This window comes from Flavobacterium alkalisoli (assembly GCF_008000935.1).
GTDB lineage: Bacteria > Bacteroidota > Bacteroidia > Flavobacteriales > Flavobacteriaceae > Flavobacterium > Flavobacterium alkalisoli.
In genome coordinates this window covers 3616994-3637429 of the sequence record NZ_CP042831.1, presented here as the reverse complement: position 1 = coordinate 3637429, position 20436 = coordinate 3616994, and the positions used below count along the sequence as shown (strand labels likewise).

At 38.8% G+C, this 20436-nt stretch carries 23 protein-coding genes; 10 read left to right on the top strand and 13 right to left on the bottom strand.

Features of this window, described 5'->3' with window-relative positions:
* Positions 1–2 precede the first annotated feature (2 nt).
* From FUA48_RS16465 to FUA48_RS16445, 5 genes are all read right to left on the bottom strand, one after another.
* The gene (locus tag FUA48_RS16465; protein ID WP_147584542.1) at positions 3–617 is read right to left on the bottom strand and encodes a response regulator; all 615 of its coding nucleotides are present in this window, start codon (positions 615–617) and stop codon (positions 3–5) included.
* Positions 614–2377 (bottom strand): sensor histidine kinase, encoded by a 1764-nt coding sequence (locus FUA48_RS16460; RefSeq protein WP_147584541.1) that lies wholly within the window; start codon positions 2375–2377, stop codon positions 614–616. Before FUA48_RS16460 ends, FUA48_RS16465 begins: the two co-directional genes overlap by 4 nt.
* Positions 2378–2381: 4 nt before the next feature.
* Positions 2382–2849, bottom strand: a complete 468-nt coding sequence (locus FUA48_RS16455; protein WP_147584540.1) for a hypothetical protein — start codon at positions 2847–2849, stop codon at positions 2382–2384.
* 109 nt (positions 2850–2958) lie between these two features.
* The gene (locus FUA48_RS16450) at positions 2959–3492 is read right to left on the bottom strand and encodes a hypothetical protein (protein WP_147584539.1); all 534 of its coding nucleotides are present in this window, start codon (positions 3490–3492) and stop codon (positions 2959–2961) included.
* Positions 3493–3576: 84 nt separating this feature from the next.
* The gene (locus tag FUA48_RS16445) at positions 3577–3765 is read right to left on the bottom strand and encodes a hypothetical protein (RefSeq protein ID WP_129750970.1); all 189 of its coding nucleotides are present in this window, start codon (positions 3763–3765) and stop codon (positions 3577–3579) included.
* Between the two features lie 76 nt (positions 3766–3841).
* Between FUA48_RS16445 and FUA48_RS16440 the strand changes: the two genes are divergently transcribed.
* Complete coding sequence (locus tag FUA48_RS16440) at positions 3842–4225, top strand: pyrophosphohydrolase domain-containing protein (RefSeq protein WP_147584538.1); 384 nt, start codon at positions 3842–3844, stop codon at positions 4223–4225.
* A 47-nt stretch (positions 4226–4272) separates the two neighbouring features.
* On the opposite strand, the gene FUA48_RS16435 is transcribed toward FUA48_RS16440, so the two are convergent.
* A complete protein-coding gene (locus FUA48_RS16435) occupies positions 4273–5331 on the bottom strand; it encodes a branched-chain amino acid aminotransferase (RefSeq protein WP_147584537.1) in 1059 nt (352 codons plus the stop codon).
* 197 nt (positions 5332–5528) lie between these two features.
* On the opposite strand from FUA48_RS16435, the gene FUA48_RS16430 reads away from it, so the two are divergent.
* The 4 genes from FUA48_RS16430 to FUA48_RS18565 all read left to right on the top strand — a co-directional run bounded on the left by FUA48_RS16430 (position 5529) and on the right by FUA48_RS18565 (position 7562).
* Complete coding sequence (locus FUA48_RS16430) at positions 5529–6110, top strand: DUF4920 domain-containing protein (RefSeq protein WP_240732503.1); 582 nt, start codon at positions 5529–5531, stop codon at positions 6108–6110.
* The gene (locus FUA48_RS16425; protein WP_147584536.1) at positions 6110–6565 is read left to right on the top strand and encodes a hypothetical protein; all 456 of its coding nucleotides are present in this window, start codon (positions 6110–6112) and stop codon (positions 6563–6565) included. Before FUA48_RS16430 ends, FUA48_RS16425 begins: the two co-directional genes overlap by 1 nt.
* Positions 6566–7228: a tRNA (5-methylaminomethyl-2-thiouridine)(34)-methyltransferase MnmD gene (gene mnmD / locus FUA48_RS16420; protein ID WP_147584535.1), complete on the top strand. Its 663-nt coding sequence runs from the start codon at positions 6566–6568 to the stop codon at positions 7226–7228.
* Between the two features lie 136 nt (positions 7229–7364).
* A complete protein-coding gene (locus FUA48_RS18565) occupies positions 7365–7562 on the top strand; it encodes a hypothetical protein (protein WP_129750975.1) in 198 nt (65 codons plus the stop codon).
* A 39-nt stretch (positions 7563–7601) separates the two neighbouring features.
* Here the strand turns inward: FUA48_RS18565 and FUA48_RS16410 are convergent, their stop codons facing one another.
* Complete coding sequence (locus FUA48_RS16410) at positions 7602–8549, bottom strand: LysR substrate-binding domain-containing protein (protein WP_147584534.1); 948 nt, start codon at positions 8547–8549, stop codon at positions 7602–7604.
* 139 nt (positions 8550–8688) lie between these two features.
* Here FUA48_RS16410 and FUA48_RS16405 point away from each other — a divergent pair, with 139 nt between their 5' ends.
* From FUA48_RS16405 to can, 4 genes are all read left to right on the top strand, one after another.
* A complete protein-coding gene (locus FUA48_RS16405; protein ID WP_129750977.1) occupies positions 8689–9192 on the top strand; it encodes a Dps family protein in 504 nt (167 codons plus the stop codon).
* Between the two features lie 56 nt (positions 9193–9248).
* Positions 9249–9536, top strand: a complete 288-nt coding sequence (locus FUA48_RS16400) for a hypothetical protein (RefSeq protein ID WP_147584533.1) — start codon at positions 9249–9251, stop codon at positions 9534–9536.
* Positions 9537–9626: 90 nt separating this feature from the next.
* Positions 9627–11240 (top strand): SulP family inorganic anion transporter, encoded by a 1614-nt coding sequence (locus FUA48_RS16395; RefSeq protein WP_147584532.1) that lies wholly within the window; start codon positions 9627–9629, stop codon positions 11238–11240.
* Positions 11241–11276: 36 nt separating this feature from the next.
* Positions 11277–11912 carry a carbonate dehydratase gene (can, locus tag FUA48_RS16390; RefSeq protein ID WP_147584531.1) on the top strand — a complete coding sequence of 212 codons (636 nt, stop codon included), beginning with the start codon at positions 11277–11279 and terminating at the stop codon, positions 11910–11912.
* A gap of 53 nt (positions 11913–11965) precedes the next feature.
* Here the strand turns inward: can and clpB are convergent, their stop codons facing one another.
* Positions 11966–14575 carry an ATP-dependent chaperone ClpB gene (gene clpB / locus FUA48_RS16385; protein ID WP_147584530.1) on the bottom strand — a complete coding sequence of 870 codons (2610 nt, stop codon included), beginning with the start codon at positions 14573–14575 and terminating at the stop codon, positions 11966–11968.
* 65 nt (positions 14576–14640) lie between these two features.
* On the opposite strand from clpB, the gene ytxJ reads away from it, so the two are divergent.
* A complete protein-coding gene (ytxJ, locus tag FUA48_RS16380; protein WP_394349182.1) occupies positions 14641–15096 on the top strand; it encodes a bacillithiol system redox-active protein YtxJ in 456 nt (151 codons plus the stop codon).
* 16 nt (positions 15097–15112) lie between these two features.
* Here the strand turns inward: ytxJ and argH are convergent, their stop codons facing one another.
* Genes argH through FUA48_RS16355 form a run of 5 tightly spaced genes read right to left on the bottom strand, consistent with a single transcriptional unit; the run spans position 15113 to position 20414 of the window.
* The gene (argH, locus tag FUA48_RS16375) at positions 15113–16396 is read right to left on the bottom strand and encodes an argininosuccinate lyase (protein WP_147584529.1); all 1284 of its coding nucleotides are present in this window, start codon (positions 16394–16396) and stop codon (positions 15113–15115) included.
* Positions 16396–17520 carry a M20 family metallo-hydrolase gene (locus FUA48_RS16370; RefSeq protein ID WP_147584528.1) on the bottom strand — a complete coding sequence of 375 codons (1125 nt, stop codon included), beginning with the start codon at positions 17518–17520 and terminating at the stop codon, positions 16396–16398. Before FUA48_RS16370 ends, argH begins: the two co-directional genes overlap by 1 nt.
* An 11-nt stretch (positions 17521–17531) precedes the next feature.
* A complete protein-coding gene (gene argB / locus FUA48_RS16365; protein ID WP_147584527.1) occupies positions 17532–18317 on the bottom strand; it encodes an acetylglutamate kinase in 786 nt (261 codons plus the stop codon).
* Positions 18307–19257, bottom strand: coding sequence for an N-acetylornithine carbamoyltransferase (locus FUA48_RS16360; RefSeq protein WP_147584526.1), 951 nt, complete (start codon positions 19255–19257; stop codon positions 18307–18309). The genes argB and FUA48_RS16360 overlap by 11 nt, the downstream gene beginning before the upstream one ends.
* A gap of 23 nt (positions 19258–19280) precedes the next feature.
* Entirely contained in the window at positions 19281–20414 is a 1134-nt protein-coding gene (locus FUA48_RS16355) for an aspartate aminotransferase family protein (protein WP_147584525.1), read from the bottom strand.
* Positions 20415–20436 lie beyond the last annotated feature (22 nt).

The following is a 20436-nucleotide window of genomic DNA, read 5'->3' as shown; positions in this document are numbered from 1 at the left end:
AACTAAAAATCATACTTCCGTTCCATGGAGTATCGTAAGAGTTCGCTTTTTCCATGGAGGCTCAATTTTTTAAGTATGTTCTTTCTATGAGTATCTACTGTGGTTTTGCCTATAAAAAGGAGGTCGGCAATTTCCTGAGAGGTTTTTCCCTGTCCTACAAGGGCAACAATTTCCTTTTCACGTTTACTAAGGGGTAAGTCTCCCTCATCGTTTTTGGGTTCGGCACTTTTTATAGAGTCGTCAAAAAAGGTTTCACCGTTCATAACGGCCCTTATGGCAGCAAGCACTACCTTAAGAGAGGAGTTTTTCATTATGTAGCCGTCTACACCGGCTTCGGTCATTTGAGAAACCGCCTCTTCCTGCTCAAACATGCTAAAGGCAATAACCTTACAGTTTGGATAATCCTTTTTTATTTCGCGGGTAGCCGTAATACCATCCATTTTAGGCATACGTATATCGGTAAGTACAATATCGGGTTTTTTGGCATGAACTATTTCCAATAGCTTTTCGCCGTCGTTAGCTTCGCCCACAACTTTAATGTCATCCTCATATTCCAGGAATATCTTTATACCGTCTATAAGCGACTGATGATCTTCTGCAATAGCTAATCGTATCATATCGGCAAATCTATTATAATGGTAGTCCCTTTACCCGGAGTTGAGTCTATGGTAAAAGTACCGCCAAGCTGTTCAACCTTTTTTCTTATAGTATTTAGCCCCATACCATCGCTGGTATGTGTTTTGGCAGGGGGAAAGCCCACGCCATTGTCTTCTATTATGATATTGATATTTTCGTCGTGGTTAGTAAGCTGTATGGACGCCTCAGTAGCCTGAGAGTGTTTTATAATGTTGGTTGACAGCTCCTGAACCATCCGAAAGATAGCAATTTCTATTGTATTTTCCAATCTTTTATTAAAGCCAACTGCCATAATCTCAATGGATAACTTGCCGGGGATGGATATTTTTTCGGCCATTTTCCTAATAGTTGGTATAAGCCCCTCGTTAGCAAATACCCCCGCGTTTTTGGCATGGGCAAGGCGGCGCACCTTTTGGTAAGCTTCTTCTATAAGCTCATCGGTGCGGTCGTATAGTTTGTTCTCTTCTTCGCGCAGTTCATTTTTACGCAGGCGAAGGTGTTCAAAATTTATTTTGAGTGTAGCAAGCATACTGCCCAAGTTATCGTGCAGGTCGTTTGCAATGCGCTGCCTTTCTTTTTCCTGGCCTTCCAGCATAAGGTCTATACTGCTAAGCTCATACTCTTTAAGCGCTTTTTCCAGCTTTTGCTGTTCAATAAGCTTTTCCTGTTTAGAGATGTGCTCACGGCGGCGTGCGTTTTTAACGATAAGGAAACCTATAATAAGGCTGGCAATAAGCAGCCCCACAACTATATATACCAAAGCTTTATTTGTTTTTACTTTACCTTTTAATACTTCATTTTCAAGTTCTTTTTCGCGTGTTTGGTATTTGGTCTGTATATCGTTTATGGCAATGTTTTGTTCTATTACATTAGCGCTGTCGGCAAATTTTTTAGCCAGGAGTGCATATTTGTATGCGTTTTTGTAATCTTTTAAAGAGTCATAGTTTTTATAATATTCTTCATAAATATATTGTTTTGCAGGCAAAGAATATTCTAAAGGAAGACTATCAGCTTTTTTTAGATACTTTATAGATTCAAAGTATTTTTTTTTATGTTTATATGAAGAAGACTGATTGCAATAATTTTCTAATAACGCAGGATAATTTTTTTGTTCTGTTTGGTATTTTAAATCTTTTTTTAGATAGTAAAGTGCAGAGTCGGGTTTGTTTAAACTTTCATTGTATAAAAGAGCTAAATTGTTATATATTCCTGATTCTAGTTCTTTGTCATTACCTTCCAGAGCATATTTTAATGCCTTGTTGTAAAAATCCTTACTTTCATCAGCTTGATTTTTTTTGGCTTTAAGCATAGCATAATATCCATAACCTCGTGATAACTTAACAGGGTCTTTACTTTTTTTAGCATATTCTAGATATTCAATTATATATTTAGAATAGTCAGTTTTATTAAACTCTTGGCTACATATAAGAAAAGCGATATCTAAGTTGATTTCCATAGCCTTATCAAGACTATCGATTTCTATATATAATTTTTTTGATTTTAGATAGTCGCTTAAAGCAATTGTTGGTCTATTTATGCTTTCTTTTATTCTTCCATCAAAATAATAAAATTCTGCAGTTTCACTTTTTAAAAGCTCTTCCACAGTTATTTTTTCTATAGTTTTTTGAGCTTCAATTATGTCATTGTTGTCTAGTTTTTCTTTTACTTTTTTCAATAAATCACTACTGCCTGTTTGAATAAAGGCAGACAGTAGTAATAATATATTTAATACTCTATACATTTAATTATAATTTCCTAAGAAGTCCACTGCCTAATTTATTAGGCCACCAATCAGGAGTGCTTTTGGCTTTTTTTAGGGTTTGCATAAAAGTAGGTAAGTCATACTGGTCATCATGACATATTATAACGGTAATATCTTGAGCAAAATCGAAATCATCCGGTCCTTTTTTAATAGCATTTGATAAATTGAATGTATAGGTTTCCAGATAAACATTACTTGGATCATTAACAGCACTTAAGTCAGTATCAGGATCTACACCATCAACAGAAACATGTATAAACACTAGATTACTTACGCCGTTACCTCGGTCTGTGTAATTAAAGATATCATTATTAGAATCTCCGAATCTATAACTTTGCCCAGAACCTAGAACTGGCAGTACAACTTTATAAGTGGCGCTTTTACTTGTAGGATTGTATGATCCTATTCCATCATAAATAATGTTAATGTCATTAATTGAATTTCTACCCATAATTCTTTGTTTTTAGTGGTTGATTACATGCAAAATTGCGGAACATAAGTTAATAAAAAAATCCCCATTAGTGGGGATTTTCATTTTAATTTTTTAACAAGAATTTTACTTATACTTTTTTAAGCCCTCCAAATCCAATCTTTGCGGGAATTTTTAGCCTAAAAGAAGAATTAAAGTAAGAGTCTACCACCCAGCTAATATCCAGTTCATCATCGTGTGCAATAATAAGGGTTATATCTTTACTGGTGTCAAGAGGGGCATTGCCTGAAACGTCTATAAGGTTGTTTAAGTTAAACTGTACAGCAGGCTGTACAACACCTCTTTCTTCTGTAAGGTTATAATCGTCTATACCTTCAATCTCCATAAAAATAACAATTGCATTTTCGGTAGTTACACCGTCGTTACGGCTTAGGTTGTATATCTGGTCGGTATAAAACTTGTAGTTACTGCCAGCCGGTAAATCGGGCAGGTAAACAGAAAACCAACCGTCAAGATTACTGTTGTATTCCCCGGTGCTTTCATAAACTTTAGTAAGGGATTTGGTTGTGATAGTTTCGTTTTCGGCAGCCTCATTTTCACATGATGTAAAGGATATGAAGCTTCCCAGAAGCAGGCATAGAATTGAAAATTTCTTTAATTTCATGGTAAAGTGTTTTGTGGTTTATAATGTAACGAATATAAAAAAATCCTCCCAAATGGAGGATTTAAAATTTTGTTTTCTATATCATTATTCTTTCACAAAATACTTTATAAAGAATAAAACACCTATAAAAGCAAGAAAGGCAATTAATATCCAGTAAGAGCCTTTGTAGTATTTTTTATGCAGGCTAAGGTCTTTTCTGTAAACGTATATCATGGCTGCCACAAACACAACAATAAAAAATGCGGCAAAGTATAATTGTCCTTTAGTAAACATGTTGAAATCTTTTTTGCAAAGCTACAATAAGCCTGTTTAATTTTCGATACTTTTAAAGCTTAAAATACAATGAGCCATGAAAAAACAATTAGACGCCGTAAAGGAGTTTCATACTGCCTTTGGACTTGGAGTAAGCGAAATGCCTAAAGCAAGCCTGGGAGAAGCCGTAAACATGCTTAGGTTTAACCTTATGAAAGAGGAGAACGAAGAATATCTTGATGCTGTGCAAAACAACGACCTTACCGAGATTGCCGATGCCCTTGGCGATATGCTTTATATTTTGTGCGGTACCATTATAGAGCACGGACTTCAGTATAAAATAGAAGAGGTGTTTGATGAAATTCAGCGCAGTAATATGAGTAAGTTAGGGGAGGACGGAAAACCTATTTACCGCGAAGACGGTAAGGTTATGAAGGGGCCTAACTACTTTAAACCTAATTTTGAGGAGATACTTAAATAAAAAAAGCCTTAGCAATCGCTAAGGCTTTTTTTATATTTATTATTAAATTATACTTTAACTGTCCATCCAAAAGTATCTTCGGCCAGTTTGTATTGTATGTTGTTAAGCTTTTCTTTTAGCTGTAAAGCTATTGGGTTTTCAAGCTTAGGCAGTTCATAATATTTTTCTTTGTAGCTAAAGCCCACAATAGGGTTAACTACAGCGGCAGTACCTGCACCAAATATTTCTTTTAGGGAACCGTCTTCGGCAGCCTTTACAAGTTCTTCCACTAATACCGAACGAACCTCTACATTAATACCTTCGCGCTTAGCCATATCTATAAGGCTTTTACGGGTTACACCGTCTAATATCCTTTCGCTTGTAGGCGCTGTGTATAATGTATCGTTTATCCTGAAGAAAACGTTCATTGTACCTGCTTCCTCAAGTTTGGTATGCGTAGCATCGTCTGTCCATATAATTTGCTGGTAACCCATTTCGTTAGCCAGTTTTGTTGGGTAAAACTGAGCCGAATAGTTACCCGCAGCCTTAGCAGCACCTATACCACCATTAGCGGCACGGCTGTAATGCTCGGCTATAATAACTTTTACCTCACCGGAGTAGTAAGACTTGGCAGGCGAAAGTATAATCATAAAACTATAGAAATTAGCAGGGGCAGCAACTACACCTGGACCTGTAGCGATCATGAACGGGCGGATATATAGGGAGTTTCCTTTACCTGTTTTAACCCACGCCTTTTCAATCTGTAACAGCTTTTTAAGTCCGTCCATAAACACGCTTTCAGGCACTTCAGGCATTGCAAGCCTTACTGCCGATTTATTAAAGCGTTCAAAGTTTTGATCAGGACGGAAAAGCCATACATCGTCATGTTCGTCTTTATAAGCTTTCATACCTTCAAAAATAGCTTGACCGTAATGGAATACCTTAGCAGAAGGATCTATTAAAAAAGGTTCATAAGGTTTAATAACAGGTTTTTCCCATACGCCTTGTTTGTAGTCACAAATTAACATATGGTCGGTAAACACAGTGCCAAAAGTCAGGTTCTCAAAATCAACGGAGTCAATTTTAGAGGTAGAGGCAAGGTTTACTGTAATGTCGTTTTCGTTCATTTATATAGATTAGTTAAATAGTAGTGTTCTTGCAAATTTACTAAAAAAATGTCCAAATAGCCATTTGTGTTAAAAAATACGCAGCAAAACTACCATAAAATATTGTAAGTAAGCAAAATAAATTAAAAGCTATAAATTGCGGGTATTACTATTTTCTGTATAAATTTGCATACACTAAACTTAATTAAACTAAAAAAATGAAGAAATCGCTTTTAGCTGCAGTAGCAATGCTTGCTTTTGTTGCCTGTAAGAACAAGGAGACTCATGTGGAATCTGAAGATACTGTTATAGAAACTCAAAACGGTGCCATGGAGGTAGATACCGATACTATTAATGAAGACGAGGATATTACTGTTGAGGTACAGGAAAACGGTAAGGTTTATGCATCTTTTGGCGATAAGATAAATACTAACGATGCCCTTACACAGGAGGAGATGTTTAAAAAATATAAAAGCCTTAAACCAGGCGATACCGTTAATGTAAAGTTTGCCGCTAAGATTAACGACGTTTGCCAAAAGAAAGGCTGCTGGATGTCACTTAATCTGGCAGACGAAAAAGAGTCTTTTGTAAAGTTTAAGGACTATGCCTTTTTTGTTCCGTTAAATGCAGCAGGGCAGGATGCAGTTGTAACAGGTAAAGCTTTTGTTAGCGAAATATCTGTAGATCAGTTAAAGCACTATGCTAAAGACGGAGGGAAATCGGAAGCTGAAATAGCTAAGATCACTAAGCCGGAAGTTAAGTATGGCTTTATGGCCGATGGTGTTTTAATAAGCAAATAATGAAGAAGGCCTTTTTAGTATTGTCTGCCGTTTTATTTCTTGCCGTTTCGTGTAAGGATAAGGAGGCCGATAAAGAAACTGTAAAAAAAGAGCAGGCTCCTGCAAAAGAGGAAAAGGAGTTTAAAATGTATGAGATGTCTCAAATGGCTGCTTTAATGGAGCAGATGTATGTTGACAATATGAGGCTAAGGCAGCGTATTATTGACGGTGACACTATAGGGGATTTCCCGAAACATTTTTTAAAGATTTACATGGCCCCTATGACGGATGAAACCGACAGGGATGATTTCTTTAAGGAGCATGCCGATAAATTTATTGAAGCACAGCAGCGCATTTATATTGATACAGTTCATGCAAAGGAACGTTTTAATGAAGGGGTAACATCCTGCCTTGCTTGCCATGAGTCGAAATGCGGCGGACCTATTCCGAGGATTAAGAAACTTTATATTAAGTAATTGAAAAGAGAAATTATACAAACGCTTGACGGATCGGTAACCATACACCTTCCTGAGATGAAGGAGAGTTACCACTCTAAATTTGGAGCTATTCGTGAAGCTTATCATGTATTTATACAAAACGGGCTGGCCTTAACAAAAGGGCAGCCTGTTTCTGTTTTAGAGATAGGGTTTGGTACAGGGCTCAATGCTTTTATCACCTATCTGGAGTCTGTAAAAAACGGGCAGGAAATAAACTATACAGGGGTAGAGGCATATCCGGTGAGTAACGATGAGGTAAAGCTATTAAACTATGTGGAGCAGCTTAATGCCGAAAACGAGAAGCAGGTTTTTACTGCTATGCATGAGGCAGATTGGGAGATTCCCTCACAAATAAATGATAAATTTACTTTACTAAAAAGGAAACAGTTCTTTAACGAGATAAACGACGTTGAAAAGTATGATATTGTTTATTTTGATGCATTTGGGTTTCATGCTCAACCTGAATTGTGGACAGCCGAAATTTTTCACATAATGTATAAGGCATTAAAACCCAATAGCGTACTTGTAACCTATGCATGCAGAACAAGTATTAAAAAAGCTATGCAGGAAGCGGGTTTTATAACAGAAAAACTTCCCGGGCCACCCGGAAAACGCGAAATGCTAAGAGCATTTAAACATTAAAAAATTGTTAAAATATTAAGTTAATGAAAATTTTAACGCAAACGTTTTAGTTAATTTATATTGTAAGTTCGATTTTATTATTATCTTTACATGCGTTCTTATAAAAACACTAACATTAATAATTTTAAATGAAATTATGCCCAGAAGTATGTTTGCTTATACAAAGACGGTTTTGGAAAGCGTAAGTTTTGATCCGAAATTGTTTTGTAAGGAAGTTGAAAAAGCAATCAAAACGTTACTACCTTACGAAGTTGAACAACTTATTGACTGGCTCTATAATTTTACGACTGAAAAGCCCGAATTAAAAGCTTGTCTAATATATGTTGAACAATAAAAAACGATAAAGGAGCCATAAGGCTCCTTTTTTTGTGCTTTATTTTTTATGAACCGGACTGGTTATCTCTACATTGTGAAAAGCAATGGCTCCTCTTATTACGCCGGAAATTGTAGTGCGTAATGCTTCTATAATATGAATTTTAAGCTCCTTTTTTGAGTAGATAAGGCTAACTTCCCTTGAAGGCCTCGGCTCAGGGAAATGACGCAGTTTAGCCGTCGATTTTTCGCTCATATCTACCGTATGAAGATAAGGGAGTAATGTCATGCCCAGTCCTTCATCCACAAGTTTTATCATAGTTTCAAAACTGCCGCTCTCTACCTGAAAATGATTGTCTGCCGGTAATGATGATGCCTTACAGATGTTAAGCACATTATTGCGGAAGCAATGCCCATCCTGTAATAATAAAATGTTGCTTAGGTTTGCTTCCAGGTCCTCTACACTAAATTCTTTCTTCTGGTAGGCAGGATTGTTTTCCGGCACATAGGCTACAAATGGTTCGTAGTAAAGTACCACTTCCTTAATACTGTCTTCGTTAAGGGGAGTAGCCGCTATAGCTGCATCCAGCTGTCCGCTTTTAAGCATTTTTATAATCTCTTCCGTTGGGCGCTCCTCTATAATAAGGTTTACCTTAGGGTACTTATTTGTAAAATTGGTAAGGAACATAGGTAAAAGGGTAGGCATAACCGTAGGGATGATACCTATTTTAAATTCTCCGCCTATATAGCCTTTCTGTTGGTCAACAATGTCTTTTATCCTTATCGACTCGTTTACTATGTTCTTAGCCTGTGTAACTATCTGCTGGCCTACTTCGGTTAGCTGAATAGGTTTTTTGCTGCGGTCAAAAATTTGTACATCCAGCTCTTCTTCCAGTTTTTGTATCTGCATACTAAGGGTAGGCTGGGTTACAAAACTCTTTTCGGCTGCAAGTGTAAAATTTTTGTATTCGGCTACAGCGAGTACATAGTTGAGTTGTGTTATAGTCATTGTTTATAGTTATAGATGTGTTACGATAGATTTTTATGATAAAATTATAAAAATCATCGATATCGCTTATATTTTTTTAGGGTTATTTTTTTTAACTTTGAGGGAAAGCTAAATCAAAAAATAACTAAATAAACTTGATATGACAACGAAAAAGAAAAAAGCAGAAGCCACGAATATACTAGGGTTGCCGGTAAAAGAGACAGAAGTAATTGCAGCAGAACTTAATATACTGCTTTCTAATTTTCAGGTATACTACCAAAACCTGAGAGGGATACACTGGAATATTCGCGGTAAGCGTTTTTTTGACCTGCATGTAAAATTTGAAGAACTATATAATGATGCCCAGCTAAAAATAGATATGATAGCAGAAAGGGTACTTACACTTGGAGGAACACCTTTACATACTTTTGAGGATTATATTAAAAATAACCGACTTGAAGTAGGTAAAAATGTTTCTAAAGATGTAGATGCTGTTCAGCTTATTATGACCTCATTAAGTGACCTGCTTAAAATAGAAAGGGTTATTCTTGATGAGACAGACAAGATAAATGATGAAGGTACTAACTCTATGATGAGTGACTTTATTACCGAGCAGGAAAAAACCATCTGGATGATGAAAGCTTGGAGTGAAGAAGAAATTTAACAACAAGCTTCTGTAATTATTTAGAACGATTAAAAATTTATCGTTACTTTAGCAGAGTGAAATTTCTTGTAAAAATAGTATTATTCTTATTTATCACTTTCCTTTCGGCTCCTACAATTATTAGCCTAATGGAAGATGATGATGCCGATATTTCTATGATTTACAGTCTTAATGAGGAAGAAATTCACAAAGAAATAAAAGAGATAAAAGCAGGACCTCAAATTGAGTTAGAGCTTCCTCTTGTTATACTTGAAAAAAAATCTAAAGTTATAAACTCAAAAAATCTCCTTAGGCATACTAATGCCTTTGGAGATATTTTTTCACCTCCTCCCGAGAACGTATAATCCAATTATTGCCGCTATTGTCGGCTATTAGATTAAATGCTTGTGTTTACAGGTATTTAATAATTTTAATTGTATTATATCTTATCGGTCATGACAAAAAAGACAAATCTTTTTGCCAACCTTAAAGCTGATTTTCCATCAGGTCTTGTGGTTTTTTTAGTGGCTTTACCCCTTTGTTTGGGTATTGCCTTAGCTTCTGGTGCTCCACCTTTATCCGGAATTATTGCCGGTGTGGTAGGGGGTATTGTAATAGGCTCCCTTAGTAATTCTCATATAAGTGTATCGGGTCCGGCTGCCGGACTTATAGCTATTGTATTAACAGCAATTGCTACCTTAGGTTCTTTTGAGGCCTTTTTGCTTGCAGTTTTCCTTTCGGGGGTATTGCAGGTTATTCTTGGTTTTTTAAAGGCAGGTAGTATTTCAAACTATATCCCTGCTAATGTAATTGAAGGGATGCTTGCAGGTATTGGTGTTATCATCATTATTAAGCAAATGGAACATGCTGTTGGATATGACAAGACTTACGATGGTAGCGACTCACTTTTCAGGCTTGACGGGGGAAATCCGTTTTCTGATATTCCGGATATCCTGTTGCGTTTTGAAGGCGGAGCGGTTATCATTACAATTATATCGCTTCTTATTCTGGTTATTTGGGATAAGGTGCCTGCACTTAAAAAGCTGAAGATACTGCCGGGAGCCCTTGTGGCTGTAATTGCCGGAATTGTAATTAATCAGATATTTATAAGTACCGGAAGCCATTTTGCACTTAGCAGTGAGCACCTTGTTACACTGCCTGTACCACAATCTTTTAGTGATATTGCCGGCTTTATAGTAACCCCTGATTTTTCTGCAATTACAAACAAAAATGTTTGGATTAGTGCCGGAACAATAACTGTTGTGGCTTCTGTTGAAACGCTTTTATGTATAGAGGCCTCCGACAGAATGGATGTACAAAAGCGTTATACGGATACGAACAGGGAGCTTAAGGCACAGGGTATTGGTAATATAATTAGCGGCTTCATTGGCGGATTGCCTATTACATCTGTAGTAGTGCGTTCATCTGCAAATGCAAGCTCAGGAGCAAAAACAAAAATGTCTGCTGTTATTCACGGTTTCCTGTTACTTATATGTGTATTGGCTATACCAATGGTTTTAAATAAAATCCCATTGGCAACATTGGCAGCAGTGCTTATCCTAATAGGTTATAAACTGGCTAACCCGGCTAAGCTTAAGCTTTTTTGGGCAAAAGGCAAATATCAGTTTATCCCTTTCTTAGCAACATTGATTGCGGTTGTAGCTATAGATCTGCTTAAAGGTGTGGCACTGGGTATGGCAATAAGTATCATATTTATCCTTAAAGGTAACCTGCAAAGGGCTTATCATTTTAGGAAAGAGGAATATGAAGAAGGAGATATAATACATATAGACCTTGCACAGGAAGTTTCTTTTCTTAACAAGGCAGCAATAAAATCGACCCTTAACGATATACCGGAAAATTCTAAAGTAATAATAAACGCGTCGGATACGGTTTATATAGCCCATGACGTACAGGATCTTATTAAAGAATTTACGAACATTCGTGCTAAGGAAGACAATATTAAGGTTAAATTAGTTGGTTTTAAAGAAGCATATGATTTGGATAATACCGAAGGACATGTTTTCTTTGAACACGGAAAGAAGAACAAGAAAGAAAAAGCAGAATAAAAATAGAAAACACAGAAAATAAATTACGAAGATATTATGAGCGAGTTTTATAAACAGTTATTAGAGAACAACAGGAATTGGGTACAAAGTAAAATAGATAATGATCCTGAGTATTTCTCAAGATTAGCAGACGGACAGTCTCCACCTTTATTATGGATAGGCTGTAGTGATAGTCGCGTACCTGCAAATGAAATTGTGGGAGCACAGCCGGGAGAGGTTTTTGTACACCGTAATATTGCTAATATGGTTGTTCACTCAGATATGAACATGCTTAGCGTACTTGATTATGCCGTTAACGTACTTAAGGTAAAACATGTAATTGTTTGCGGTCACTACGGATGTGGTGGTGTAAAAGCAGCTATGGGTAATGCTTCTATCGGTTTGATTGATAACTGGATCAGACACATTAAAGATGTTTACCGTCATCACAAAACATACCTTGATTCTATAGTAAACGAAGATGAGCGTTTTAATGCATTTGTAGAGATAAACGTAAAAGAGCAGGTGTTTGACCTTGCTAAGACATCAATAGTTCAGGGAGCATGGAAAAGCGGACAGTCACTTCACCTGCATGGTTGGGTATATGGTGTAGGTTCGGGTATTGTAAAAGATCTTGAAGTTAACGTGAGTGATAATCACGATTTAGATAAGGTTTATCGCTTAAGCCTATAATAACAAAAAGGGACACTGTAAAGTGTCCCTTTTTTATTTAAAAAGTTTATTTCTTATTGTTTGTCAGATAACTCTGTCTGATTTCTGAAAACCAGTTTGCCGTCAAAGCTATCCAGTAGTATGATACTGTCTGTAGTAACCTTACCACTAAGAATTTCCTTAGACAGTTCGTTCATCACCTCTTTTTGTATTACACGTTTTACCGGACGTGCACCAAAGTCAGGATCATAACCTCTTTTAGACAGGTAATCAATAGCTTCCGGTGTGGCATCAAGCGTAATGTTTTGCTTAGCCAGAAGTTTGGTAACCGATTTAAGTTGAAGGCTTACAATCTCTTTGATGTTTTCAGCAGAAAGCGGAGTAAACATTACTATATCATCTATACGGTTTATAAACTCCGGCCTTACGGTTTGCTTCAGTAATCCCAATACTTCGGTTTTGGCTGCCTCCGTAGCTGCTTCAATACTGCCTTTAAGGTTTTCAAATTTCTCCTGTATAATACCGCTACCCATGTTAGAGGTCATTATAATGATGGTATTCTTAAAGTCGGCTAAACGGCCTTTATTATCTGTTAAGCGCCCTTCATCAAGTACCTGTAACAGTATATTGAAGGTATCAGGATGGGCTTTTTCAATCTCGTCAAGCAATACCACACTGTATGGTTTTCTCCTTACAGCTTCGGTAAGCTGTCCGCCTTCATCATATCCTACATATCCCGGAGGCGCACCTACTAATCGGCTCACGCTATGGCGCTCCTGATACTCGCTCATGTCAATACGTGTCATCGCATTTTCATCATCAAACAGGTAAGAGGCAAGTGCTTTGGCAAGCTCTGTTTTACCAACACCTGTTGTACCCAGGAACAGGAATGAACCTATTGGTTTCTTTTGGTCCTGTAACCCGGCACGGCTACGCCTTACGGCATCACTCACAGCCTGTATGGCTTCTTCCTGACCTACAACACGTTTGTGAAGTTCGTCTTCAAGGCTAAGCAGTTTTTCACGCTCGCTTTGCAGCATTTTAGTAACAGGTATACCGGTCCATTTGGCAACTACTTCGGCAATATCCTCATGCGTAACTTCCTCTTTTATAAGGCTGTTACCTTTTTGGCTTTCCTGTAGTTGTTTTTCCATTTCATCCAGCTTTTCCTGAGCTTCTTTAATCTTTCCGTAGCGAAGCTCGGCTACTTTACCGTAGTCGCCTTCACGTTCGGCACGTTCGGCATCCAGCTTATAATTCTCAATGTCTGTTTTTGAAGCCTGAATGTTGTCTACAATATCTTTTTCGCTTTTCCAGCGGGCATATATCTCGTTGCGTTCTTCTTTAAGATTAGCCAGTTCAAGTCCTAACGACTTTAGTTTGGTCTCATCATTTTCTCGTTTAATGGCCTCTATCTCAATTTCAAGCTGCATTATCTTACGGTCCAGTACATCCAGCTCTTCCGGTTTGGAATTGATTTCCATACGCAGCTTAGAAGCGGCTTCATCCATAAGGTCGATAGCCTTATCCGGAAGGAAACGGTTGGTAATGTAGCGTTGTGAAAGTTCCACAGCTGCTATAATGGCGTCGTCTTTAATACGTACCTGGTGGTGAGCTTCATATTTTTCCTTAATACCACGAAGTATCGAGATGGCACTTTCGGTATCCGGCTCATCTACCATTACCTTTTGGAAACGTCGTTCCAGCGCTTTGTCTTTCTCGAAGTATTTTTGATACTCATCAAGAGTAGTAGCACCTATGGCTCTTAGCTCACCACGCGCCAGGGCAGGCTTAAGGATGTTTGCGGCATCCATAGCACCCTCACCGCCACCGGCACCTACAAGGGTATGGATCTCATCTATAAACAGTACGATATCACCTTCAGCAGAGGTTACCTCTTTCACAACCGATTTAAGCCTTTCCTCAAATTCACCTTTATATTTAGCCCCTGCAATAAGTGCACCCATATCCAGCGAGTAAACTACCTTATTCTTTAGGTTTTCCGGTACGTCACCCTGAATGATACGGTGTGCCAAACCTTCTGCAATAGCGGTTTTACCCACACCGGGTTCACCCACAAGCATCGGGTTGTTCTTGGTGCGTCTTGAAAGGATTTGAAGCACACGGCGTATTTCCTCATCACGGCCAATTACCGGATCCAGTTTACCGTCGTTAGCCAACTGGTTTAGGTTCTTTGCATATTTGTTTAAGGCGTTGTAGCTTTCCTCCGCACTGGCCGATGTTACCCTTTCTCCTTTGCGTAGTTCCTCTATGGCTGCTTTAAGGTCTTTTTCGGTAACGCCCTGGTCTTTTAGTATTTGGGCTACTTTACTTTTTGAAGTAAAGATGGCTAGCAACAAATGCTCTATGGAAACGAACTCATCGTTCATTTTGCGGGCAATGTTTGAAGCCTCGGTAAGGGCAGTTGATGCGTCACGTGATAACGACATCTCGCCACCCGATACTTTAGGGAAGCTTTGTAGTGTACTGTCCAGTATCTGTTGGAACAGCTGTACGTTTACGTTAAGTTTTTTAAGTAAGAACGGAGTCACATTTTCATCTACTTCAAGAATAGCTTTTACAATGTGCTCGTTTTCAATTTGCTGATGGCCATAACTTTGGGCAATTTGCTGTGCCCTTTGTATGGCTTCGTGAGATTTTATGGTAAAATTATTAAAGTTCATATTCGAATTGTTTAAATTTGATATGCTTTATTCAATTTATATTCCAATAAGTAAAATCTGACGAAATGTCTGTTTTTTGCTTTAAAACAAACTTTAAAACAGACAAAGTGTCTGAAAACATGACGATTATGAGTTTTTTTGATAAGATATTTGGCGATTCTAACGGTAAAGTTAGCGGTTCTAATCCACAAATGTGGAATGATTTAACAGAAATAAAACAGTTAGATGAGATAGTGGAGGAGTCTAAGGAGACACCCGTTATCATCTTTAAACACAGTACCCGCTGTGCGATTAGCCGTATGGCCTTAAAGCAGTTTGAACAGGATTATGCCATTGATACCGATAAGGCTAAACCTTACTTTTTAGACCTTTTATCTCACAGGGATATTTCTAACGAAATTGCTACACGATTTGATGTAATGCATCAGTCGCCTCAGTTAATTGTTATTAAAGAAGGTAAGGCTGTTTATGATACCTCACACGGAGCCATTGATGCAGGTGTTGTAAAGGGTATAGTGTAAAAAATGAACAAAGTGGTTATTCAACCACTTTGTTCATTTTTTGTGTAATCTCATTTAGGCACAGGTTATTTATACTGCCTTCGTGAGTATGCTTTGTAGCTTTAGGAGAAATGAATGTCCCGTTTTCTACCTGTTCGCTTACAATTTTATAAGCATCCCTAAAAGGGATACCCTGAGTTACCAGTTCGTTAAGGGCATCTACCGTAAACAGGTAATCATATTTTTTATCGTCCAGTATATTGTTGTTAATTTTAATTTCCTTAATGGAATAATGTGCCATTTCCAGACATGATTTCAACGTTTGTAAAGAAGGGAAAAGTCCTTCTTTTAGCAACTGGAATTCCCTGTGGTAACCGCTGGGTAAATTATTGGTTATAAGGGTAAGCTCATAAGGCAATGCCTGTATTTTGTTACACTTACCACGAATAAGCTCAAAAATATCTGGGTTCTTTTTATGCGGCATAATGCTCGACCCAGTGGTTAAGTGCTGTGGCAGGTTTATGAAATTAAAATTCTGACTCAGGTACAGGCAAATGTCCATAGCCAGTTTTGATAATGTCCCGGCTACCGATGCCAGTGCAAAAGCTGTGGTCTTTTCGGTTTTTCCGCGGCTCATTTGTGCTGCTACCGAATTGTATTTTAACGTAGCAAAACCAAGTTCGTTTGTTGTAAAGGTTCTGTCTATGGGGAACGAACTCCCATATCCTGCTGCCGAACCTAACGGATTCTGGTCGGTCACGGTAAGGGCTGCATTCAGCATAACAACATCGTCTATAAGGCTTTCTGCATAGGCAGAAAACCACATCCCGAATGATGAGGGCATCGCCACCTGCAGATGCGTATATCCCGGTAACAGTATGTTTTGGTACTGATTTGCCATAGCCATAAGCAGGTCAAAAAGTTCCTTTACCTGTTGCTTTATCGTTGTAAGCTCCGCTTTTAGGTATAAGTGAACATCGGTTAAAACCTGATCGTTGCGGGAACGTGACGTATGTATTTTTTTTCCGGCATCGCCCACCTTTTCGGTAAGCAGGTATTCCACTTTGCTGTGTACATCTTCAAAGCTGTCTTCAATAACAAAGTTTCCGGCCTTAATTTCTGCCAGTATTTCTTCCAGTCCGGTAAGTAATTCACTTACTTCCTTATCAGTTAATAATCCTGTTTTTCCAAGCATTTTGGCATGTGCCATAGACCCGATAACATCATATTCTGCCAGTACAAGATCCAGTTCGCGGTCGTTGCCTACGGTAAATATATCGGTCTTCTTATCTGTTGGTATGCCTTTTTCCCAAAGTTTCATTACTGTTGTTTTAATGTGGCTTCCTCAGCCGTTTTGGTAGTATAATTAAGGAATTGGGAAAGTATTTTTATATACAGTTCAATTCCTTCTTTAATTTCATTGATATAAATAAACTCATCTGCCGAGTGTGAGCGTAGAGATAATCCCGGCCCCAGTTTTAACGACTGGCAGCTTAGTACCGACTGGTCTGAAAGGGTAGGTGAACCATAGGTTGTTCTGCCCAATGCTACTCCTGCCTGTACAAGAGCATGCTCTTTTGCAATGGATGATGAGTTGAGATGCATCGATCTTGGCTTTACCTTTACCTTATCCGATTCTATACCTGATTTTATGGTTTCCAGAACTTCCAGGTTGGTATAACAGTCGTTTACCCTTACATCCACAACCAGATTGCATTCTGCCGGAACCACGTTATGCTGTTTCCCTGCATTGATTTGTGTAACTGTCATTTTAACCGGACCTAACACTTCCGATACCTTTTCAAACGTATATTCCCTAAACCATTCCATAACTTTAAAAGTATTGTAAATAGCCATATCGTTATTAGGATGTGCAGCATGCCCCGGAGTTCCCGTTACGGTTACATCCAGTACCAGTAATCCTTTTTCGGCTATGGCAAGCTGCATCTCGGTAGGCTCGCCCACTATGGCACAATCCAGTTCGGGTAAATGTTTCAGCACACTGTTAAGGCCGTTTGGTCCGCTGCTTTCTTCCTCTGCCGAGGCAACCATTACAATGTTATAAGGCAGGTTTTCGGCCTCATAAAAATAGGTGAAGGTAGCCATTAGCGATACCAGGCAGCCTCCTGCATCGTTACTGCCCAGTCCAAACAGTTTGCCTTCTTTCTCAATAGCCTCAAACGGATCTAACGTATAAGCCTGATTAGGTTTTACGGTATCATGGTGTGAGTTAAGCAGCAGGGTAGGCTTACCCTCGGCAAAATGCTTATTGAAAGCCCATATATTATTGTTTTCTCGTTTAAAGGGAATGTTGTTATTACTAAACCAGGCCTCAATCAGTTTTGCCGTATTCTCTTCTTCCGATGAAAAAGACGGAGTGGCAATAAGCGATTTTAGCAGGGAAATTGCTTCTTCGGTTAGGGTATGGATTGTTTTTAAACTCATAAATACTTTTTTTAGAGCGATACCTGTGTACAGGTTGTGTCACCCTGTTTTATCATTTCGGGACTGCCGATATATACTGTCGATACCCCTTTAGTAAGGGCATCATAACAGTTTTCCAGTTTAGGCAGCATACCTGAATGGATTATTTTTTCTTCTCGTAACTGAGTGTATGTATCAAAAGTAAGTTTTTTTATTACCGAATCGTTATCATCGGCATTGCTAAGCACTCCCTTTTTCTCAAAGCAATACAGCAGGTTTACCTCAAAATCGTTACTGCAGGCTACAGCCAAAGCACTGGCAATAGTATCAGCATTGGTGTTAAGCAGTTGCCCTTTGCCATCATGAGTAATAGCACAAAACACAGGAACCACATTTTGCAGTAACAATACCTTTACCAGTTCATGGTTAACCGAAACAATATCGCCTACCCAGCCAAAATCGACAGCCGCATTCTTCCTTTTTTCGGAAAGTATCATGTTACCGTCTGCTCCGGTAAAACCCAGAGCATTATTTTGCAATGCCTGTAACTGTGCGGTTATATCTTTATTGATAAGCCCTGCATAGGTCATAACCGCTACATCCAGCATGGGCTTATCGGTAATTCTCCTGCCTTCATGAAAAACGGGAGTAATACCTAAGCCTTCGGCTGTTTTAGTTGCAATTTTGCCGCCGCCATGTACCAGTATTTTGTAACCGTTTAGTACTGCAAAATCCTTAAGGAATGCCTTAAGAGCCGGTTCACTGTCAATTACATTGCCGCCTATTTTAACGACGGTAAGTTTTGGCTTATTCTCCATGCTCCAGAATTTTGGTAAGTATCGCCTGTGCAGCATACGTCCTGTTATTAGCTTCGGCTATCACGATAGATGCTTCACTGTCCAGAACCTCATCAGTAACAATCATATTTCTCCTTACCGGAAGGCAGTGCATAAACTTAGCGTCATTGGTAAGTTTCATCTTATCGACTGTTACAGTCCACGAAGGGTCTTTACAGGTTATTTGCCCGTAATCCATATAGTTGCTCCAGTTTTTTGCATAGATAAAGTCGGCATCGGCAAAAGCCTCTTCCTGATTGTGTGTAATAGTAACCCCTTTGGTAAATTCGGGATTAAGCTCATAACCTTCAGGGTGCGTGATAACAAAATCAACATCGGCCTTTTTCATCACCTTAACGAAAGAATTAGGCACGGCATGAGGCAGTGCTTTAGGATGCGGAGCCCATGTAAGCACCACTTTAGGCCTTTTTACGGATTTGTATTCCTCTATGGTTAATACATCGGCTACAGCCTGTAAAGGATGCTCGGTAGCACCTTCAAGGCTTATTACCGGGACAGATGCATATTTTTTAAAGGCAGAAATTACCTGTTCTTCCTCGTCTTTTTCCTTATCGGTAAGGGTAGGGAAGCTCCTCACGGCAATAATGTCGCAGTATTGCGATACAACCTGTGCGGCTTCTTTAATGTGTTCGGCTTTATTGCCGTCCATTACTACGCCATCTTCAAACTCCAGTGCCCAGCCTTCGGTATTAAGGTTCATTACAATGGCATCCATCCCAAGGTTAAGGGCAGCCTTTTGTGTACTTAGCCTTGTGCGGAGGCTTGGGTTAAAAAACAATAGCCCCAGGATCTTGTTTTCCCCTATTTTTTTATTGGCAAATGGTGCCTGTTTTATGTTTTTAGCTAACGCAATCAGTTGGTTTAGATCCTGAATGTCGTCTACCGAAGTGAAGTGTTTCATTTTGTAATTAATTGAAAAATAACTTATAAATCCTTTAATGCATTTTTAAGACCGATAAAAAAGCGGTCTATGTCCTCCTTGTTTATAGACAGTGGCGGTAGTATGCGCAACAGGTTTTTTTGAGATGCGCTACCGGTGAATATAAACTCGTTATAAATCAGTTTTTTCCGTAATTCGTTTATGTCAAAATCAAACTCAAGCCCCAGCATGAGTCCGCGTCCTTTTATGTTTTTAACCTGTGGTATAAGTGCAGCCTGTTCCTTAAAGTAGGAGCTCATGGCATTAACATTATCCATAAGGTTTTCCTGCTTTATAACATCCAGTACGGCTGTTGCTGCTGCACATGCAAGATGGTTACCGCCAAAAGTGGTTCCCAGTAAACCGAAGGATGCCTTAAACTTAGGGGAGATAAGGATACCGCCAATAGGGAATCCGTTACCCATACCTTTTGCCATAGTAATAACATCCGGCTTTATGTCGTGATGTTGGTGTGCGAAGAATTTCCCCGAACGCCCATAACCACTCTGTATTTCATCCAGTATTAGTACCACATCATTATTGTTGCAGGCTTTTTCTATAGCCTTAAAGAAAGAGGTAGTGCCCTCGTCCAGTCCGCCAACGCCTTGTATGCCTTCTATAATAACACAGCAAACATCACCCTCGGCCAGTTCTGTTTTTAAAGCTTCCTCATCATTAAGCGGAAGGAAAACCACTTCATGCCCTGCATTAATCGGAGCAACTATCGATGGGTTATCGGTAGCAGCAACTGCGGCAGAGGTACGTCCGTGAAAGGCCTTATTAAAAGCAACGATTTTCTTTTTACCGTTATGGAACGATGCCAGTTTGAGGGCATTCTCGTTAGCCTCTGCACCCGAGTTGCACAGGAAAAGGCTGTAGTCAGAATAACCTGAAAAGCTAACCAGTTTTTTACCCAGTTCTTCCTGTAACGGATTTTCGATAGAGTTGGAATAAAAGCCCAGTTTTGCTACCTGCTCGCTCACTGCCTTTACATAAAGCGGATGTGAATGCCCGGCAGAGATAACACCATGGCCTCCGTAAAAATCAAGGTATTCCTGTCCTTTATCGTCCCAAACTTTTGCCCCCAGTGCTTTTACCGGAGTTATATTATATATAGGGTATACATTGAATAAACTCATTGTATGTTATTTTTTTAGAATT

What these genes read in the sequence shown, in the direction of transcription:
- FUA48_RS16410 (WP_147584534.1), bottom strand. Translation starts at nt 8,549, where the DNA reads ATGACTATAACACAACTCAACTATGTACTCGCTGTAGCCGAATACAAA.
- FUA48_RS16405 (WP_129750977.1), top strand. Translation starts at nt 8,689, where the DNA reads ATGACAACGAAAAAGAAAAAAGCAGAAGCCACGAATATACTAGGGTTG.
- FUA48_RS16425 (WP_147584536.1), top strand. Translation starts at nt 6,110, where the DNA reads ATGAAGAAGGCCTTTTTAGTATTGTCTGCCGTTTTATTTCTTGCCGTT.
- FUA48_RS16440 (WP_147584538.1), top strand. Translation starts at nt 3,842, where the DNA reads ATGAAAAAACAATTAGACGCCGTAAAGGAGTTTCATACTGCCTTTGGA.
- FUA48_RS16435 (WP_147584537.1), bottom strand. Translation starts at nt 5,331, where the DNA reads ATGAACGAAAACGACATTACAGTAAACCTTGCCTCTACCTCTAAAATT.
- argH (WP_147584529.1), bottom strand. Translation starts at nt 16,396, where the DNA reads ATGAAACTTTGGGAAAAAGGCATACCAACAGATAAGAAGACCGATATA.
- ytxJ (WP_394349182.1), top strand. Translation starts at nt 14,641, where the DNA reads ATGTCTGTTTTTTGCTTTAAAACAAACTTTAAAACAGACAAAGTGTCT.
- FUA48_RS16465 (WP_147584542.1), bottom strand. Translation starts at nt 617, where the DNA reads ATGATACGATTAGCTATTGCAGAAGATCATCAGTCGCTTATAGACGGT.
- FUA48_RS16455 (WP_147584540.1), bottom strand. Translation starts at nt 2,849, where the DNA reads ATGGGTAGAAATTCAATTAATGACATTAACATTATTTATGATGGAATA.
- FUA48_RS16445 (WP_129750970.1), bottom strand. Translation starts at nt 3,765, where the DNA reads ATGTTTACTAAAGGACAATTATACTTTGCCGCATTTTTTATTGTTGTG.
- FUA48_RS16355 (WP_147584525.1), bottom strand. Translation starts at nt 20,414, where the DNA reads ATGAGTTTATTCAATGTATACCCTATATATAATATAACTCCGGTAAAA.
- FUA48_RS16450 (WP_147584539.1), bottom strand. Translation starts at nt 3,492, where the DNA reads ATGAAATTAAAGAAATTTTCAATTCTATGCCTGCTTCTGGGAAGCTTC.
- clpB (WP_147584530.1), bottom strand. Translation starts at nt 14,575, where the DNA reads ATGAACTTTAATAATTTTACCATAAAATCTCACGAAGCCATACAAAGG.
- can (WP_147584531.1), top strand. Translation starts at nt 11,277, where the DNA reads ATGAGCGAGTTTTATAAACAGTTATTAGAGAACAACAGGAATTGGGTA.
- FUA48_RS16460 (WP_147584541.1), bottom strand. Translation starts at nt 2,377, where the DNA reads ATGTATAGAGTATTAAATATATTATTACTACTGTCTGCCTTTATTCAA.
- FUA48_RS18565 (WP_129750975.1), top strand. Translation starts at nt 7,365, where the DNA reads ATGCCCAGAAGTATGTTTGCTTATACAAAGACGGTTTTGGAAAGCGTA.
- FUA48_RS16360 (WP_147584526.1), bottom strand. Translation starts at nt 19,257, where the DNA reads ATGAAACACTTCACTTCGGTAGACGACATTCAGGATCTAAACCAACTG.
- FUA48_RS16370 (WP_147584528.1), bottom strand. Translation starts at nt 17,520, where the DNA reads ATGAGTTTAAAAACAATCCATACCCTAACCGAAGAAGCAATTTCCCTG.
- FUA48_RS16430 (WP_240732503.1), top strand. Translation starts at nt 5,529, where the DNA reads ATGAAGAAATCGCTTTTAGCTGCAGTAGCAATGCTTGCTTTTGTTGCC.
- FUA48_RS16395 (WP_147584532.1), top strand. Translation starts at nt 9,627, where the DNA reads ATGACAAAAAAGACAAATCTTTTTGCCAACCTTAAAGCTGATTTTCCA.
- argB (WP_147584527.1), bottom strand. Translation starts at nt 18,317, where the DNA reads ATGGAGAATAAGCCAAAACTTACCGTCGTTAAAATAGGCGGCAATGTA.